The 15,198-nt window shown below is 65.7% G+C and carries 15 protein-coding genes and 1 pseudogene; 6 read left to right on the top strand and 10 right to left on the bottom strand.

The window, feature by feature from the left end:
• Positions 1-5 precede the first annotated feature (5 nt).
• Positions 6-2,147, top strand: coding sequence for a flagellar biosynthesis protein FlhA (gene flhA / locus I6F12_RS29940; RefSeq protein ID WP_225157852.1), 2,142 nt, complete (start codon positions 6-8; stop codon positions 2,145-2,147).
• A 294-nt stretch (positions 2,148-2,441) separates the two neighbouring features.
• Positions 2,442-2,642 (top strand): hypothetical protein, encoded by a 201-nt coding sequence (locus I6F12_RS29935; RefSeq protein ID WP_225157851.1) that lies wholly within the window; start codon positions 2,442-2,444, stop codon positions 2,640-2,642.
• A gap of 279 nt (positions 2,643-2,921) precedes the next feature.
• Here the strand turns inward: I6F12_RS29935 and I6F12_RS29930 are convergent, their stop codons facing one another.
• From I6F12_RS29930 to fliI, 6 genes are all read right to left on the bottom strand, one after another.
• Entirely contained in the window at positions 2,922-4,142 is a 1,221-nt protein-coding gene (locus tag I6F12_RS29930; RefSeq protein WP_225157850.1) for an FAD-dependent oxidoreductase, read from the bottom strand.
• Between the two features lie 113 nt (positions 4,143-4,255).
• Positions 4,256-5,215 carry an AraC family transcriptional regulator gene (locus I6F12_RS29925; RefSeq protein WP_225157849.1) on the bottom strand — a complete coding sequence of 320 codons (960 nt, stop codon included), beginning with the start codon at positions 5,213-5,215 and terminating at the stop codon, positions 4,256-4,258.
• Between the two features lie 151 nt (positions 5,216-5,366).
• Positions 5,367-6,428 carry an anti-sigma factor gene (locus I6F12_RS29920; RefSeq protein ID WP_225157848.1) on the bottom strand — a complete coding sequence of 354 codons (1,062 nt, stop codon included), beginning with the start codon at positions 6,426-6,428 and terminating at the stop codon, positions 5,367-5,369.
• Between the two features lie 37 nt (positions 6,429-6,465).
• Entirely contained in the window at positions 6,466-7,011 is a 546-nt protein-coding gene (locus I6F12_RS29915; protein WP_225157847.1) for a sigma-70 family RNA polymerase sigma factor, read from the bottom strand.
• Between the two features lie 176 nt (positions 7,012-7,187).
• Positions 7,188-7,607 (bottom strand): flagellar export protein FliJ, encoded by a 420-nt coding sequence (gene fliJ, locus I6F12_RS29910; RefSeq protein ID WP_025032035.1) that lies wholly within the window; start codon positions 7,605-7,607, stop codon positions 7,188-7,190.
• 121 nt (positions 7,608-7,728) lie between these two features.
• On the bottom strand, positions 7,729-9,054 hold the full coding sequence (gene fliI / locus I6F12_RS29905; RefSeq protein ID WP_036011877.1) for a flagellar protein export ATPase FliI: 1,326 nt from the start codon (positions 9,052-9,054) through the stop codon (positions 7,729-7,731).
• A 448-nt stretch (positions 9,055-9,502) separates the two neighbouring features.
• On the opposite strand from fliI, the gene I6F12_RS29900 reads away from it, so the two are divergent.
• From I6F12_RS29900 to I6F12_RS29885, 4 genes are all read left to right on the top strand, one after another.
• Complete coding sequence (locus I6F12_RS29900) at positions 9,503-10,204, top strand: response regulator transcription factor (protein WP_016848562.1); 702 nt, start codon at positions 9,503-9,505, stop codon at positions 10,202-10,204.
• 164 nt (positions 10,205-10,368) lie between these two features.
• On the top strand, positions 10,369-10,773 hold the full coding sequence (locus I6F12_RS29895) for a DUF350 domain-containing protein (protein ID WP_036011880.1): 405 nt from the start codon (positions 10,369-10,371) through the stop codon (positions 10,771-10,773).
• Between the two features lies 1 nt (position 10,774).
• A complete protein-coding gene (locus I6F12_RS29890; RefSeq protein WP_074448088.1) occupies positions 10,775-11,155 on the top strand; it encodes a hypothetical protein in 381 nt (126 codons plus the stop codon).
• A gap of 3 nt (positions 11,156-11,158) precedes the next feature.
• Positions 11,159-12,319 carry a glutathionylspermidine synthase family protein gene (locus tag I6F12_RS29885; RefSeq protein ID WP_225147787.1) on the top strand — a complete coding sequence of 387 codons (1,161 nt, stop codon included), beginning with the start codon at positions 11,159-11,161 and terminating at the stop codon, positions 12,317-12,319.
• Positions 12,320-12,476: 157 nt separating this feature from the next.
• Here the strand turns inward: I6F12_RS29885 and I6F12_RS29880 are convergent, their stop codons facing one another.
• From I6F12_RS29880 to I6F12_RS29865, 4 genes and pseudogenes are all read right to left on the bottom strand, one after another.
• On the bottom strand, positions 12,477-13,349 hold the full coding sequence (locus I6F12_RS29880) for a protein-glutamate O-methyltransferase CheR (RefSeq protein ID WP_036011888.1): 873 nt from the start codon (positions 13,347-13,349) through the stop codon (positions 12,477-12,479).
• On the bottom strand, positions 13,346-14,533 hold the full coding sequence (locus I6F12_RS29875; protein WP_225147789.1) for a chemotaxis response regulator protein-glutamate methylesterase: 1,188 nt from the start codon (positions 14,531-14,533) through the stop codon (positions 13,346-13,348). The genes I6F12_RS29880 and I6F12_RS29875 overlap by 4 nt, the downstream gene beginning before the upstream one ends.
• Before the next feature lie 75 nt (positions 14,534-14,608).
• Entirely contained in the window at positions 14,609-14,974 is a 366-nt protein-coding gene (locus I6F12_RS29870; RefSeq protein ID WP_007600538.1) for a response regulator, read from the bottom strand.
• 74 nt (positions 14,975-15,048) lie between these two features.
• Positions 15,049-15,198 (bottom strand): annotated as a pseudogene (locus I6F12_RS29865) (chemotaxis protein CheW); the annotation flags it as partial.

Here is a 15,198-nt window from a genome sequence, read left to right as displayed (position 1 = left end):
CTACCATGGTCGACGTCACGGCAGGACAGGGCGTAGGCAGCGCAAGGCCCTCGATCCCTTCCCTCAATGACATCGTCACCGTCCTCAAGCGCGGCGACATCGCGCTGGCGCTCGGCGTTCTCACCATCCTGGTGGTGCTGATCCTGCCGCTGCCCGCGATCGTGCTGGACGTGTTCCTGGCGATCTCGATCACGCTCTCGATCCTGATCCTGATGACGTCGCTGTTCATCCAGACGCCGCTGGAGTTCTCGGCCTTCCCGACCGTCCTCCTGATCTCGACTATGCTGCGGCTCTCGCTCAACATGGCCTCAACCCGGCTGATCCTGTCGCACGGGCACGAGGGCACGGCCGCCGCCGGTCACGTCATCGAGGCCTTCGGCAACTTCGTGATGGGCGGCAATTTCGTCATCGGCATCATCGTCTTCGCCATCCTGATCATCGTCAATTTCGTCGTCATCACCAAGGGCTCGGGCCGCATCGCCGAAGTCGCCGCCCGCTTCCACCTCGACGCCATGCCCGGCAAGCAGATGGCGATCGACGCCGACCTCGGCGCCGGCCTGATCGACGAGAAGGTCGCCAAGGAGCGGCGCAAGGAGCTCGAGGACGAGAGCGGCTTCTTCGGCGCCATGGACGGCGCCTCCAAGTTCGTCCGGGGCGACGCCATCGCCGGCCTCCTGGTCGTGTTCATCAACGTCGTCGGCGGCATCATCATCGGCGTCGCGCAGCAGGGCATGTCCTTCGCCGACGCGGGGCGCACCTACACGCTGCTGACCGTCGGTGACGGCCTTGTCACCCAGGTGCCGGCGCTGATCGTCTCGACCGCGGCCGGCCTGCTCGTCTCCAAGGCCGGCGTCTCCGGCGCCGCCGACAAGGCGCTCATGAAGCAGTTCTCCGGCTATCCGCAGGCGCTGGCGATGTCCTCGGCGGTGATGCTGGTGCTGGCGGCGCTGCCGGGCATTCCGACCCTGCCCTTCCTCGCGCTCGGCGCCGGCGCCGGCGCGCTGGCCTGGAACGCCCGCAGCCGCAACCGCGTGGCGGCCAAGGCCGAAGCCGCCGTTCACGCCGCGCCCGCTCCGGGAACGCCGGGTGCGCCGGGCGCTGCCGCGACGGAAGAGCCGATCTCGGCCGCGCTCAAGATCGACGACCTTAAGATCGAACTCGGCTACGCCCTGCTGCCGCTGGTCAACGGCCCTGACGGCACCGACCGCCTCACCGAGCAGATCAAGGCGCTGCGCCGCTCGCTCGCGATCGAGATGGGCTTCGTGATGCCGGCGGTGCGCATCCTCGACAACGTCCAGCTCGAGGCCAACACCTACATCATCAAGATCAAGGAGGTCGACGCCGGCACCGGCAAGATCTGGCCGAACCAGTTCATGGTCATGGATCCCGGCGGCAGCCAGGTGCAGGTGCCCGGCATCCACACCACCGAGCCGACCTTCGGCCTGCCCGCAACCTGGGTCGATGCCAGCCTCAAGGAAGAGGCCTCGCTCAAGGGCTACACCGTCGTCGACGCCGCGACCGTGCTCTCGACCCATCTCACCGAGCTGCTCAAGGCCAACATGTCGGACCTGTTGTCCTACGGCGAGGTGCAGAAGCTGCTCAAGGAGCTGCCGAAGGAGCAGAGCGAGCTGGTCAAGGACATCGTCCCGGGCCAGGTCACGGTCTCCGGCATCCAGCGCGTGCTGCAGCTGCTGCTCGCCGAGCGCATCTCGATCCGCGACCTCTCGACCATCCTCGAAGGCATCGCGGATTCGCTCGCCTTCTCGCGCAACCCCGCGACCATGGTCGAGCACGTCCGCGCCCGCCTAGCGCGGCAGATTTGCGCGCAGAACACCTCCTACGCCGGCTATCTGCCGCTGATCGCACTGTCGGCGAAATGGGAGCAGGCTTTTGCCGAATCCATCATCGGCCAGGGCGAGGAGCGGAGCCTTGCCATGCAGCCCTCGAAACTCTCGGAATTCATGACCGCCGTGCGCGAGGCCTTCGAGCGCGCCGCCCGCGAAGGCGAGGCGCCGGTGCTGGTCACCTCCGCTTCCATTCGGCCCTTCGTGCGCTCCCTGGTGGAACGGTTCCGGGCCCAGACCACCGTGCTGTCTCAGGCCGAAATCCACCCCAGGGCGAGGCTGAAAACCGTCGGAAGCATCTGATTTGCCTTAAGAAGCCGTGTGTTTTTCAGCCACAGGCAAATGGTTTTTGAGTTCCTGGCGCCTTGTCGACCAAGGCCTCAAAAACCCGGCACTAGGCTCATTACAGCTTTGAAATAATTATATAAAAGAACGATCAAGGGTCGCCTTTGATCGCGATCTATCACGTCATATCACGCCCTTGTGATGGCCCCTTGGGAACGAATCCCCCCGATACTAGGTTGATGGGCACCGGAAGCATGAACCTGCCTCAAATGGCCGGCGACTACTTCGGGTAGATGGCGGCAGGAGGCTTCCATGAACCACTCGATCTACAGCGCAGATCGCGCGACCCATTTGAAAATCGTGGTCGTCGCCCTCGTCGCAGGGATCGCGGTGGCTGGCCTCGGCATTTCGGCACGCTCGGGTTCGGATGAAGGCCTGACCCAGACCGCCCGCGTCATCAAGGCCGGCAAGCCGGTCGTTGTCACCAGTTCGAACGCGTCCCTCGTTCGCTAAGGAGATCTGACGAGTTTTGTGAATTCACGCGGCTCTTTACCAGCCCCCCAAAGTCGCCACGTGGATATGTAGACGACCCCAACCCCAAGTCGACTACAGAAAGCGCCCGCCCCCCACGGGCGCTTTCCCATTTCTGGTATCTCGTCATTGCGAGCGCACGCGCGTCCAATTCGTCATTGCGAGCGCAGCGAAGCAATCCAGACTGCCTCCGCGGAAAGACTCTGGATTGCTTCGCTGCGCTCGCAATGACGGAGCAAGCGGCACGGCCCTGCTTGCCAACTACCTTCCCCCATACGTCGGCGGCGGCGCCTGCACGGTCGGGGCGGCGGCAGCGAACAGCTCGTCCTTGCGTCCCGAGAGCGGCGGATAGATGCGCTTGCGGTTGATGGTCTGTTTGGTCGCCTTCGCGGCCGCGCCGGTGGCACGGACCTCGCGATTCCATCCTTCGGTATAGAGCGCGCCCCAGCCGCCGAGGTCGAGCACGGTCACGTACCAGTCGATCCGCAGCGGCAGCATGGGCAGGCCGACGAGATCGGCGACCACGTTGTGGCCGGCGAAGCGGCCCATGGGACGGGCGAACTGGCAGGACATCACGGTCGGATGCAGCCCGTCGATCACGCTCGACGCAACATCGCCGGCCGCGAACACGCCGCCGACATCGGCCACACGCATGAAGGGATCGACGAGCAGGCGCCCGAGCGAATCGCGCCCGCCCGGAAAGCTCGCCGCCAAAGGGCTTGCCCGCATGCCCGCGCACCAGATCACCGTCCGTGCCGGAATGAATTCGCCCGAGCTCAGGCGCATGCCCGCGGCCTCGATCGCGGCGACACGCACGCCGAGCCGCGTCTCGATGTCGAGCGAAGCCAGGGCCGTCTCGATCACCGGGCGCGCGTTCGCGCCGATGCTGGCGCCGACGCTCGGATTGGGATCGACGAGGACGATGCGGCGGCGGCTGGTGATCCCTGCGCGCGCCAACTGGTCCGGCATCTCAGCTGCGACTTCGATGCCGGTGAAGCCGGCGCCGACCACGACCGCCGTTGAATGGCCCGGAGACGGCGCGCTGCGTCCGAGCGAAACCAGATGATCTTCAAGGCGGAGCGCCGCGGCATAGGTGTCGACGTCGAAGGCGTGCGCGGCAAGGCCGGGAATGTCGGGACGCATCACCGCGCTGCCGAGCGCCAGCACCAGGCGGTCGTAGTGCAGCGTCTCCGCGCCGGCGCTGGTGACGAGCGAGATTTCGCGCCGGGCCGGATCGACGGCCTCGACCTCGCCAAGGCCGTGGCTGACGCCGATCGGATCGAGCAGTTGCGGAAGCGGAAGCGCGACCTCGGCGAGATCGGCCTCGTAATTGCGCACGCGGATATTGTGATAGGGATTGCGGTCGACGAGACGGATCTCGATGTCGCGATCGCTCGCACCGATCTCCTCGCGCTTGCGCGCGGCGCCGATGGCCGCCCACAACCCCGCAAACCCGGCGCCGAGCACGACGATACGCGCCATCTCCGCCTACTGCGCTCTCCAGACACCCGCGGTCAGCCCGCAGAAACAGACTAGCTCAACAGCAGGCGGCGACCAAATGCGGCGGCGTCCGCGCCGCTGCACAAAATCGCGATTTACGCCTCGCGCAGCTCCGACGGCGTCGTGCCGAAGCGCTTGCGGAAGGCGCGGTTGAAGTAGGACAGATCGGAGAAGCCGGAGGAATGCGCGATGTCGCTGATCTTGCGCATCCTGGCGCGGGGATCGCCGAGCAGCTTGCGCGCGTGGAGCAGGCGCTGCTCCAGCACGAATTCGGTGAAGGTCGTGCCGGCCTGCTCGAACAGGCGCTGGGCCTGGCGCGGGCTCAAGCCCGAGCGCGTCGCAACTTCGGCGAGGCAGAGATCGTTGCGGCCGAGTGCGGCCATCACGTCGGCGCGCATGAGATCGAGGCGCGCCGCCGCCTGCCCGCGGCCGCGGGCGCGGCTTGCGTGCTCGGCATCGGTGCCGAGCAGGAGACCGACGAGATCGACCATGTGCTGCGCGGTCAGGCGCTGGCCGACCGCATCGAGATGCGGCGCGTGATTGGCGGCGAGCGCGTGGTAGCGGAAGATGGTCTCGGCGACTGCGCCGTCGACGAGCACCTGCGAGAGCTTGTCCTCGGCGCGCGGATTGATGTCGAGCAGCGCGCGGCGCGGCATGCGAACGGTGGTGAAGCGGTCTGCCTCGGTGTGGCCGACGGTGCCGGTCACGCTCATGTCGACCAGCACCATCTGGGCGGGCGCGAGCTCGACGGTGTGGCCGTTCTGCCCGACGCGGACGAGCCCCGCATGGGCCGATATCAGCACGAGATCGTCGCTGCCGTCGGCAAGGTGGCTCTGTGTGCGGGAATATTGCGCCGAGGCACCTTCCGGAATGGCAAGGGTGATGTTGTCGACGACGCTGATCTGCAGCCGGCAATCGATGCTGTCGCCACGGCTCGGCCCGATATCGAGGCCGCAGCGACCGACGGCCCGCTCGCGCCAATGCTCGAAGGCCGGACCGTGCGGCAGGCCTGCATATTGGTGAAGGAAGATGCCCGGCGTTCTCGCTGCATCCATCTGATTTTCTCGCCCTTTCCGGCATCAATCGCGTTCAAATTCCGGGAATTTGACGCCGTGGACCGAGGCGAGGTTCAAATCGAGGGCGGATTCGGGAGCACTTGTCGGGCTGCGACAGCGGGATGGACCGTGGCGACAGTCGCCGTGGCACCTATTTTTGCGCGGGCGCCTGCGGTTGGGCCGGCGGCACGGTCTCGATCAGCTTGCCGGAAAACACCGGGGCGGAGGTCGGCTGGCCGTTCGGCGAGCCGCCCGCCTGCTCGATGGTGACGGCGAAGGTCGCGCTATTGACGACCTCGGCATCGTAGGAGGCGAGCAGTGGACGCGCGGTGAAATCGCCGGCGCCGATCACGCCGAGCGAGCGCGGGCGCGGCAGCTTGTCCGAGATCAGCCAGAGCTCGAAGCTCTTGCCGGGCTCCGGCGTCGCGCCGACCTTCCGCACCGTGAAATTCCGCGTCGCGCCATCGATGGTGAGGATGAAGGCGGGACCGCCGCCCTGGCCCTGCAGCAGCGCGACATATTGCGCGGAGGCGGCGAGCGGCGCGGCCGGCGTCTTCACCTCGACCGTCTGGATGCGCGGCGGGGGACGCAAAGCGCCCGGCAGCGCGTCGGGCAGCAAGATCTGCAGCGACAGCGTTACGAGCAGCGCGGCCGCGAGCGCGCCAATGGCGGAAGCGATGGTGCGCCAGCGCTTCACCCGGCTCTCGAGACGAATCACATTGCTGTCGTCGACCACCGGCGCTTGGGGCGCACGGACGAGGTTGGCATCCGGCGCATGGACTTGCGGGATGAATTGCGGCGCGATGTCCGGAACAGCATCAAACTCGGGACGCGGCGCCTCAGGTGCGGCGGCTTCGGGCTGCTGCACCTCAGCCGACTGCGGGCTCTCGGGCGGAGATTCCGCAGCTGCCAGCGAGGACGTCTCGGGCACAGGCGGCTGTGGTGGCGGCGAAGCTTCGGCAGGCGCAGGCGGCTCCTGCGCGGCGGTCGTGCGCGCGATCTCCGCCCTGATGTTCTCCCACACGATCGGACGCGGCTCGACCAAGCCGACCATCTGGTTGAGCACGCCGAGCCGATAGGCCCAGGCCTGCACGATCTCGGCGAACGCCGGGTCCACCGCCATCATGGTCTCGACCTGCGCGCGCTCGTCGGCGCCGAGCGTCCCGAGCGCATACTCCGCGGCGAGCGCGATATGGTCCTCCGTGTAGGCCATCAATTGCAGTCCAGAACCACCCTCATCATCCAAGCGATCACAGTCCGAGGCACTCCCGGATATCCAGCATGCTGCGCCGCAGCCACGTCTTCACCGTGTTGACCGGCGCTGAAAACTTCTCCGCCAATTGCTCGCGGCTCCAGCCGTTGTAATAGGCGAGCAGCACGAGCCTCTGACGGTCCGGCTCGAGCCGGCCGATGCATTCCAAGAGCCGCCTCAGCTCCTCGGTCATCTCGCGGCGGGCCAGTGGATCGGGACTTTCGGCCGCGACCTCCATCGCCTGAGGCTCTTCCTCGATGGAGGCTTCCGACTTCTTGCGGACGACGTCGATCGCGCGGTTGCGCGCGATCGAGGCCATCCACGTGATCGGCGAGGACAGGGCCGGATTGAACTGGCCGGCGCTGTTCCAGATCTTGACGTAAGTCTCCTGAATGACCTCATCCGCGAGATCCTGCCTGCGCAAGATACGGAGCACGACGCCATAGAGTTTCGCGCGCGTGGCGGCGTAGAGGCGCTCGAACGCGGCCTGATCGCCCTTCGCCACCGCCTCAATCAACCCGACCAGCTCCGCTGGCGTCAGCATTCAGCCCCCCAACACGCGGGCCGTCGCGTTCCGCGTAGACCCCGGCACCGCACCACCATAGCGCGCGGCCAAGCGGACCACCAAGGGGCGCGGCGCCACACTGTGGACAGCACATGCGAAAACCCGGACCTTGCGGGTCCGGGTTTTGGCAATTCCTGGAGGGGCGGGCTAGCGGCTCAGGCGACGGCGCCGATGCGGGCACGCATCAGGCCGATGCTGTCGAGGTCGGCCTGCTCGCGGGCGTTCTCCTCGGCGCGCTCGCGGGCCTGGTCGCGCTCGTCGAGCAGCTCGACCTTTTTCAGCTCCTCGAAGGCCTCGGCCAGTGCGGCCTTGGCTTCCTCGAGCTGGCCCTTGAGCTCGTCGGCCGAGCGGGTCAGGTTCTCGCGGCGCTGGATCGCGGCTTTGGCGTAGGTCGGGTAGGCGAAGTGCGAGGGATCGTTGATCCCGGCGCGCTCCTGCTCGGTCTGGATCTCGCGTTCGAGATCGACCGACATGCGCTGGAAGTCGGCGATCATGGTCTCGATCTGGGTGACCCGGCGGCGCTTCTCGTCGACCTGAAACTTCTTCAGGCGGATGAGGGTATCTCGTGACTTCATCGACTCGTACTCCCCAGAAGTCCCCCCGCTGCACGTGGGACGATACCGGTCACCCCACGGGCCCGAAGGGGGCCCAGACCGGCTCTGCTACTCTGTGGGATCGGATGATGACCGGACAAAGTTAGCGTTCCGTTTCCAAATTGCCGAGGATTTGCGCCAATTGGCGATAGCCCTCCGCGAGCGATGCCTTTTCGTCCTTGCGCTGGCGCAGGAAGGCTTCCAGCGGCTCGTTGAGGCGGATGGCCTCGTCGACCTCGGGACTGGAGCCGGCGCGGTAGGCGCCGAGACGGATCAATTCCTCCATGTCGGCATAGGTCGCCATCACCTGGCGCGCCCGCTGGATCACCGGCCAGAACTGCGGATCGGCCGATTTCGGCATCGTGCGCGAGACGGATTTGAGAATGTTGATCGCGGGATAGCGGCCGCGCTCGGCGATCGAGCGCTGCATCACGATGTGGCCGTCGAGGATGCCGCGCACGGCATCGGCGATCGGCTCGTTATGGTCGTCGCCGTCGACCAGCACCGTGAAGATCGCGGTGATGGCGCCCTCGCCCAATCCCGGCCCGGCACGCTCCAGCAGCTTCGGCAACTCGGTGAAGACGGTCGGCGTGTAACCCTTGGCCGTCGGCGGCTCGCCGGCAGACAGGCCGATCTCGCGCTGGGCCATCGCAAAGCGCGTCACCGAGTCCATCAGGCAGAGCACGTCCTTGTCCTCGTCGCGAAAATATTCGGCGACCGCGAGCGTGAGGTAGGCCGCCTGGCGGCGCATCAGGGCCGGCTCGTCGGAGGTCGCGACCACCACGACTGAGCGCGCAAGGCCCTCCTCGCCGAGATCGTCCTGCAGGAATTCCTGCACCTCGCGGCCGCGTTCGCCGATCAGCCCGATGACACTGACATCGGCATCGACGTTGCGCGCCAGCATCGACAGCAGCACCGACTTGCCGACGCCGGAGCCTGCGAAGATGCCCATGCGCTGACCGCGGCAGCAGGTGAGGAAGGTGTTCATGGCGCGCACGCCGAGGTCGAGCGGGCTGCCGACGCGCTTGCGCGAATGGGCGGGCGGCGGCGTATTGCGGAACGGCATCGGCGAAGAGCCCTGCGGCAGCGGCCCCTTGCCGTCGATCGGCTCGCCCAGCGCATTGACGACGCGTCCCAGCCAGGCCGCGGACGGCCTCACCTGGTTGGCGGCATTGGCGATGACCGCCTTGCAGCCGCGGCGCACGCCCTCGAGGCCGGCGAACGGCATCACCACGGCATTGTTGCCGGAGAAGCCGATCACCTCGCACGGAATGGTGCGGTTGGCGCCGGTCTCGATCACCAGCCGCGCGCCGACCGACATCGCGTGGATAGGGCCGGCCACCTCGACCATCAGACCGCGAACGCCGACCACGCGGCCATAGATGTTGATGCCGTCGATGTCGCCGATCTGTTCGGCCAGCGCCTTCATCGGGGGGCCTTCATCAGCAGCGCACCTTCATATGAGGGTCCTCATGAGATGGTCGCCTTCGGGGATCCCGGGACATCACGGTGAAAACCTTAAGTTTCGCCATATTTCTGAACGGCGCTTAACTTCGTGTTTACCCGCATCATTAATCATTGCGTCACTGTCTTTGAGACTGAGCGTGCCTCCCCTTCAGAAGAAGGCTGAGTCGCGGGAGTCGGTTAGGCCCGTCTCTTAAAGTGGAGCTTGAACGGAATCGGGTAACGAAAGCTGCTTCGTACGCAAGACCTTAGGGCGATTCGACAAAAATTGCACCGGGGGGACTTGCGTTCCAGAATCAGACTTTGTTAACCATCTGTTGTCAGGATCCGAATCAGTTGTTCAAAGGCGTTTTGTTGAGTGCCGCGAATGCGGCCGACCTGACGCCCAGGAGCGGCGACTATGGGGAACTGGCATGCGCGTTTTGCTGATTGAAGATGACAGCGCCGTCGCGCAGTCGATCGAGCTGATGCTGAAGTCGGAGAGCTTCAACGTCTACACGACCGATTTGGGGGAAGAAGGCGTCGATCTCGGTAAACTATACGATTACGACATTATTCTCCTCGACCTCAACCTGCCCGACATGTCCGGCTACGATGTGCTCAAGCAGCTCCGGGTCTCCAAGATCAAGACACCGATTCTGATCCTCTCCGGCCTCGCCGGCATCGAGGACAAGGTCAAGGGTCTCGGCGTCGGCGCCGACGACTACATGACCAAGCCCTTCCACAAGGACGAGCTGGTGGCCCGCATCCACGCCATCGTGCGCCGCTCCAAGGGCCATGCTCAGTCGGTCATCCAGACCGGCGACCTCGTCGTCAACCTCGACACCAAGACGGTGGAAGTCGGCGGCCAGCGCGTGCATCTGACCGGCAAGGAATATCAGATGCTGGAACTGCTCTCGCTCCGCAAAGGCACGACCCTCACCAAGGAAATGTTCCTCAACCACCTCTATGGCGGCATGGACGAGCCCGAACTGAAGATCATCGACGTCTTCATTTGCAAGCTCCGCAAGAAGCTCGCCAACGCCTCCGAGGGCCGCAACTTCATCGAGACCGTCTGGGGCCGCGGCTACGTGCTGCGCGAGCCGCACGAGGCCGACGAGCGCATCCCCGCCTGATCCCTGGGTTACGTCGCGAGCCCAGTCAGGCTCGCTCCTCCCAGCCTGGACCCCGCCGCAAATGGCGGGGTTTTCGTTTTTGGGGGGACGCTTCATTGGAAGCTTAACGTTTGAACCCCTAGCCTTCCCCTGCCGACGAATGGTCGCTGCACGATGGGGGAACGATGATCCTGCAATCACTCGCCGGCCTGCCCGCCTTCCTGGTCTATTTCTGCACCGGGCTGATCGTGATCGTGGCCTATCTGTTCGTCTACACCCGCATCACGGCGCATAACGAATTCCAGCTCATTCGCGACAACCAGCCGGCCGCGGCGATCGCGCTTGGGCTCAGCCTGCTCGGCTTCGTGGCGCCGCTGGTCAGCGCCATCGCGCATTCGGCCAACGTGCTGGACTGCCTGATCTGGGCGACGATCGCGCTGATCGTGCAGGTCATCGTGTTCTATCTCGTCAAGGTTCCGGTGCCGGACTTGTCGAGGCGCATCGATGACGGCGAGCTTGCCCCGGCGATCTGGCTCGGCCTGTCCTCGCTCGCCGCGGGCCTGCTGAACGCCGCCAGCATGATCTACTGACATGGCCGACAAACCCGCCAAGAAGGAGTTCGGCAAGCGCCGGCCAGTCGCCGAGCCGCCGCGACCGCCGGTGAAGCGCTCCGGCCACGTCGCGCTGCTGGTGATGGGCACGATCGCCGTCGGCACCACGGCCTATACCTTGATGCCGCGGCAGAACTGCGAGCCCACGCCCGGCGCCGTGCCGGGGCAGACGACCACGACCTGCACGAGCAGCAGCAGTTCGTCGGGCGGCAGCAGTTCGCGCTGGTCGTCGCGATCGAGCTTGTTCAGCGGCGATTCCTCCAGCCATTCCTCGTCGGGAACGTCGTCCAATGTCAGCCATAGCAGCGTGAGCCGCGGCGGCTTCGGCTCGTTCGGCCACGGCTTCTCGGGCGGCGGCTGATCCATGCAGCGCATCACCTGCCTCGAGCGCGACGACTGGCGGGAGACCGCCGCACGATGCGGCTTCGTCTTCCACACCATCGACGGCGAGCGCTATTGGGACGAGCGCGCCTATTATGGCTTTACGCTGGAGGAGATCGAGCGAGGCATCGAGGCGCCGACCGGCGAGATCGACGCGATGTGCCTGGAACTCGCCGGCCGCGTCATCGGCGACGAGCGTTCCTTGCGACGGCTGAAGATTCCGGAAGCGTTCTGGGGCCTGATCGTCGAGAGCTGGAAGCGCGACGACCGCAGCCTCTACGGCCGGCTCGATCTGAGGTTCGACGGCAAGTCGCCGGCAAAGCTGCTCGAATACAACGCGGACACGCCGACCTCGATCTTCGAGGCCGCGGTGTTCCAATGGACCTGGCTCGAAGAGGCGATCGAACGCCGTGTCATCCCCTCGCGTGCCGACCAATTCAACTCCATCCACGAGCGGCTGATCGCGGCATGGAAGGAGATCGCTGGGAGCCGTCACGTCCATCTCACAGGGATCACCGGCAACGAAGAGGACGCCGGCACGCTCGCTTATCTCGAAGACACCGCGCGCCAGGCCGGACTCTCGACGACGCTGCTCGACATCGAGCAGGTCGGCTGGCGCGACGAGGCCGGCGGCTTCGTCGATCTCGGCGAGAACGACATCGCGCTCGCCTTCAAGCTCTATCCCTGGGAATGGATGTTCCAGGACGCCTTCGGCGCAAAGCTGAAGGATGCGCCAACGCGCTGGATCGAGCCGCCGTGGAAGGCGGTGCTCTCCAACAAGGGCATCTTGCCGCTGCTCTGGGAGATGTTTCCGAACCATCCCAATCTGCTGCCGGCCTTCTTCGAGGACGATCCGCGCGCCGCCGAGCTCGGCACGTCCTATGTGCGCAAGCCGCTGCTGTCGCGCGAAGGCGCCAATGTCACGCTGGTCTCCGGCGGCATGCCGCTCGACGAGCAGACGGGGCCGTACGGCGCCGAAGGTTTCGTACGTCAGGCGCTGGCACCGCTACCGAACTTTTCGGGCTGCTATCCGGTGATCGGAAGCTGGCTGGTGAACCACGAGCCCTGCGGGATATCGATCCGCGAGGACGAGAGCCCGATCACGGGCAACCGCTCGCGGTTCTTGCCGCATGCGATTTTGTGATTTTGTCATTCCGGGGCGCGACAAAGTCGCGAGCCCGGAATCCATAACCACAGTCGGATGAAATGGCCCTGGTCTAACCGCCTGCCTATTTCGATGGCCTGTGGTTATGGATTCCGGGCTCCGCGCTTATGCGCGGCCCCGGAATGACAAAGAGAACTCATCTCGCCGCGGCGACCTTCAGCGGCTGCGGCATCAATCCGCCCATCGGACGGCCGGAGCGCGCGGGGTTGAGCTGATAGAGGCCGCGGCGATCGGCGATCGGGCGGAATGCATCGGTGATGCCGACGACGGATTCGGCAGCGCCCAGCAGCAGCGTGCCGTCGGCTTCCATGGCCTTCGCCATGCGCTCGAAAATCACCGCCTTGGTGTCCTGGTCGAAATAGATCAGCACGTTGCGGCAGAAGATCACGTCGAACGTGCCGAGATGGGAGAAGTCCTGCAGCAGATTGAGCTGGCGGAACTGCACCATGGCGCGAATGTCTGCGTTGAGCTGCCAGAGCTCGCCGGTCTGCGTGAAGTATTTCACCAGATGCTGGATCGGCAGGCCGCGCTGCACCTCGAACTGGCTGTAGAGGCCCGCCTTGGATTTCTCCAGCACCTCCTGCGACAGATCGGTGGCGACGATCTCGATGCGCCACCCCGCGAGCGCCGCGCCCATCTCCTTCACGCACATCGCGATCGAATAGGGCTCCTGCCCGGTCGAGGCGGCCGCCGACCAGATGCGAAGCGACTTGCGCGCCGCGCGCGCCTGGATCAGGCCCGGCAGGATGGTGTCGCGCAGGTGATCGAACGGAATCTTGTCGCGGTAGAAGAACGTCTCGTTGGTGGTCATCGCTTCGACCACGTCGGTCGCAAGCCGGCCGTCGCCGTTCCTGATCTTCAGGACGAGGTCGGGGATGCCGGGAACGCTTGCCTTGCGGGCGAGCGGCAGCAGCCGGCTCTCGACCAGATATTGCTTGTCGGCGGAGAGATCGAGACCGGAGCGCTCTTTCAGGAACTTGCGCAGATAGTCGTAATCTGCGGGCGTCACGAGCGGTCTCCAGCGAACAGGCGGTTGACCTTGGCGCCGATCTGGTTGAGCGGCAGGATCGCCGCGCAGATGCCGGCATTGGCCGCCGCGCCGGGCATGCCCCAGACCACGCTGGAGGCTTCGTCCTGCGCAATCACGCTGCCGCCGGCCGCGACGATGTCCTTGCCGCCGCGCATGCCGTCCGAGCCCATGCCGGTCAGGATCACCGAGAGGATGTTGCCGTGCCAGACGTCGATGGCGGAGGTGAAGAGCGGATCGACCGCAGGCTTGCAGAAATTGACGGCGGGGCCGTCGTCGAGCGCGATCACAGGATCGGCGCCGCTGCGCGTGACGCGCATGTGCTTGCCGCCCGGTGCGAGGTAGATCCGTCCCGGCTTGACCGGCTCGCCGTCGACCGCCTCGGCCGCCGGCCGGCGGCTCGAGCGCGCCAGATGCTCGGCCAGGATGGTGGTGAAGGTCGGCGGCATGTGCTGGGTGATCAGCACCGGGAAGCGATCGATCACGGCGCCGAGCTCGGTGACGAGCGACATCAGCGCCTGAGGACCGCCGGTCGAGGAGCCGATCAACAGCACCTTGGGCGCCTGGGTCGAGAACGGACGCGTTGACACCGAGCCTGACGAGGGGGCCGGAGCGGGCGCAGGCACGGCAGGCCGCGCGACAGGACTGCGCGCGACGGGAGCCGGGCTCGCCGGCGCCAGCGGCGGACTCGCAACCGCAGACTTGCGACGCAGCCGCGCGCCGAGATGGCGGATCTTCTGGATCAGGTCGTGATGGAAAATGTCCGCGGCCGACGCCTCACGCGTCGATTCCGGCTTGGGAATGTAGTCGGCTGCGCCGAGCGACAACGCCTTGAAGCTGATCTCCGCGTTGCGGCGGGTCAGGGTGGAAGCCATGATGATGACGAGATCGCGCTTCTTGGCGAGCAGTTGCGGCAGCGCCGAGAGGCCATCGAGCTCGGGCATTTCGATGTCGAGCACGGCAACATCGGGATTGATGCGGTCGAGCTGGTTGACCGCCTCGAGCCCGGTGCGCAGCGAGGCCGCGACCTCCATGTCGTGCTCGGCACCAATCCAGCGCGAGATCAGACCGCGGATGACGACCGAGTCGTCGACGATCATCACCCGCAGCGGCCCGGTTTCACGCGACGTGCCCGTGGTCGAATTACCTGCGAACGCAACACTCATTACACACCAACTCAGACTGAAACGGTTCAGTTGAAAACAAGCGCCGAAGGATCCGTTCAGCCTCCGGGAGATCGCTCAGATCAGGCCGACTTCCTGAAATTTCGCCGTCACGATGTCCTTGTCGAACGGCTTCATGATGTATTCGTTGGCGCCGGCGTGCAGAGCGCGCGCGATATGCGCGACGTCGTTCTCGGTGGTGCAGAACACCACCTTGGGCTGGTCGCCGCCGGGCATGCGCCTGAGATGGCCGAGGAACTCGTAGCCATCCATGACCGGCATGTTCCAGTCGAGCAGCACCGCGTCCGGCAGGCCGCGCTTGCAGGCCTCCAGCGCCTTCTCACCGTCCTCGGCTTCGAGGATTTGGAAGTCGAGCCCCTCCAGGATCCGGCGCGCAACCTTTCGGATGACGCTGGAATCATCAACGACGAGACAAGTTCGCATGTGAACCTCTGCTTCCTTCCCCCCTTTGCGGGGGCACTTCCAATCGCAAGTCCCTCGGCGGCAATGCCGCCGTATCAGGCCGCCATCATCTCGGGCGCGAGCTCGAGGACGCGGTCGACGTCGAGGACGACCATGAGCTGTCCGTCGAGGCGGTGGACGCCGCCGGCGAGCTTGGCCATGCGGGGGTCGAGGTTGACGGGGTTTTCTTCCTTACCGTCCTCGGG

Origin of the sequence: Bradyrhizobium sp. IC4059, from assembly GCF_020193615.1 — a bacterium.
Lineage (GTDB): Bacteria > Pseudomonadota > Alphaproteobacteria > Rhizobiales > Xanthobacteraceae > Bradyrhizobium > Bradyrhizobium yuanmingense.
The sequence above is the reverse complement of the archived record's forward strand: the minus strand, read 5'-3'. Positions and strand labels throughout refer to the sequence as shown.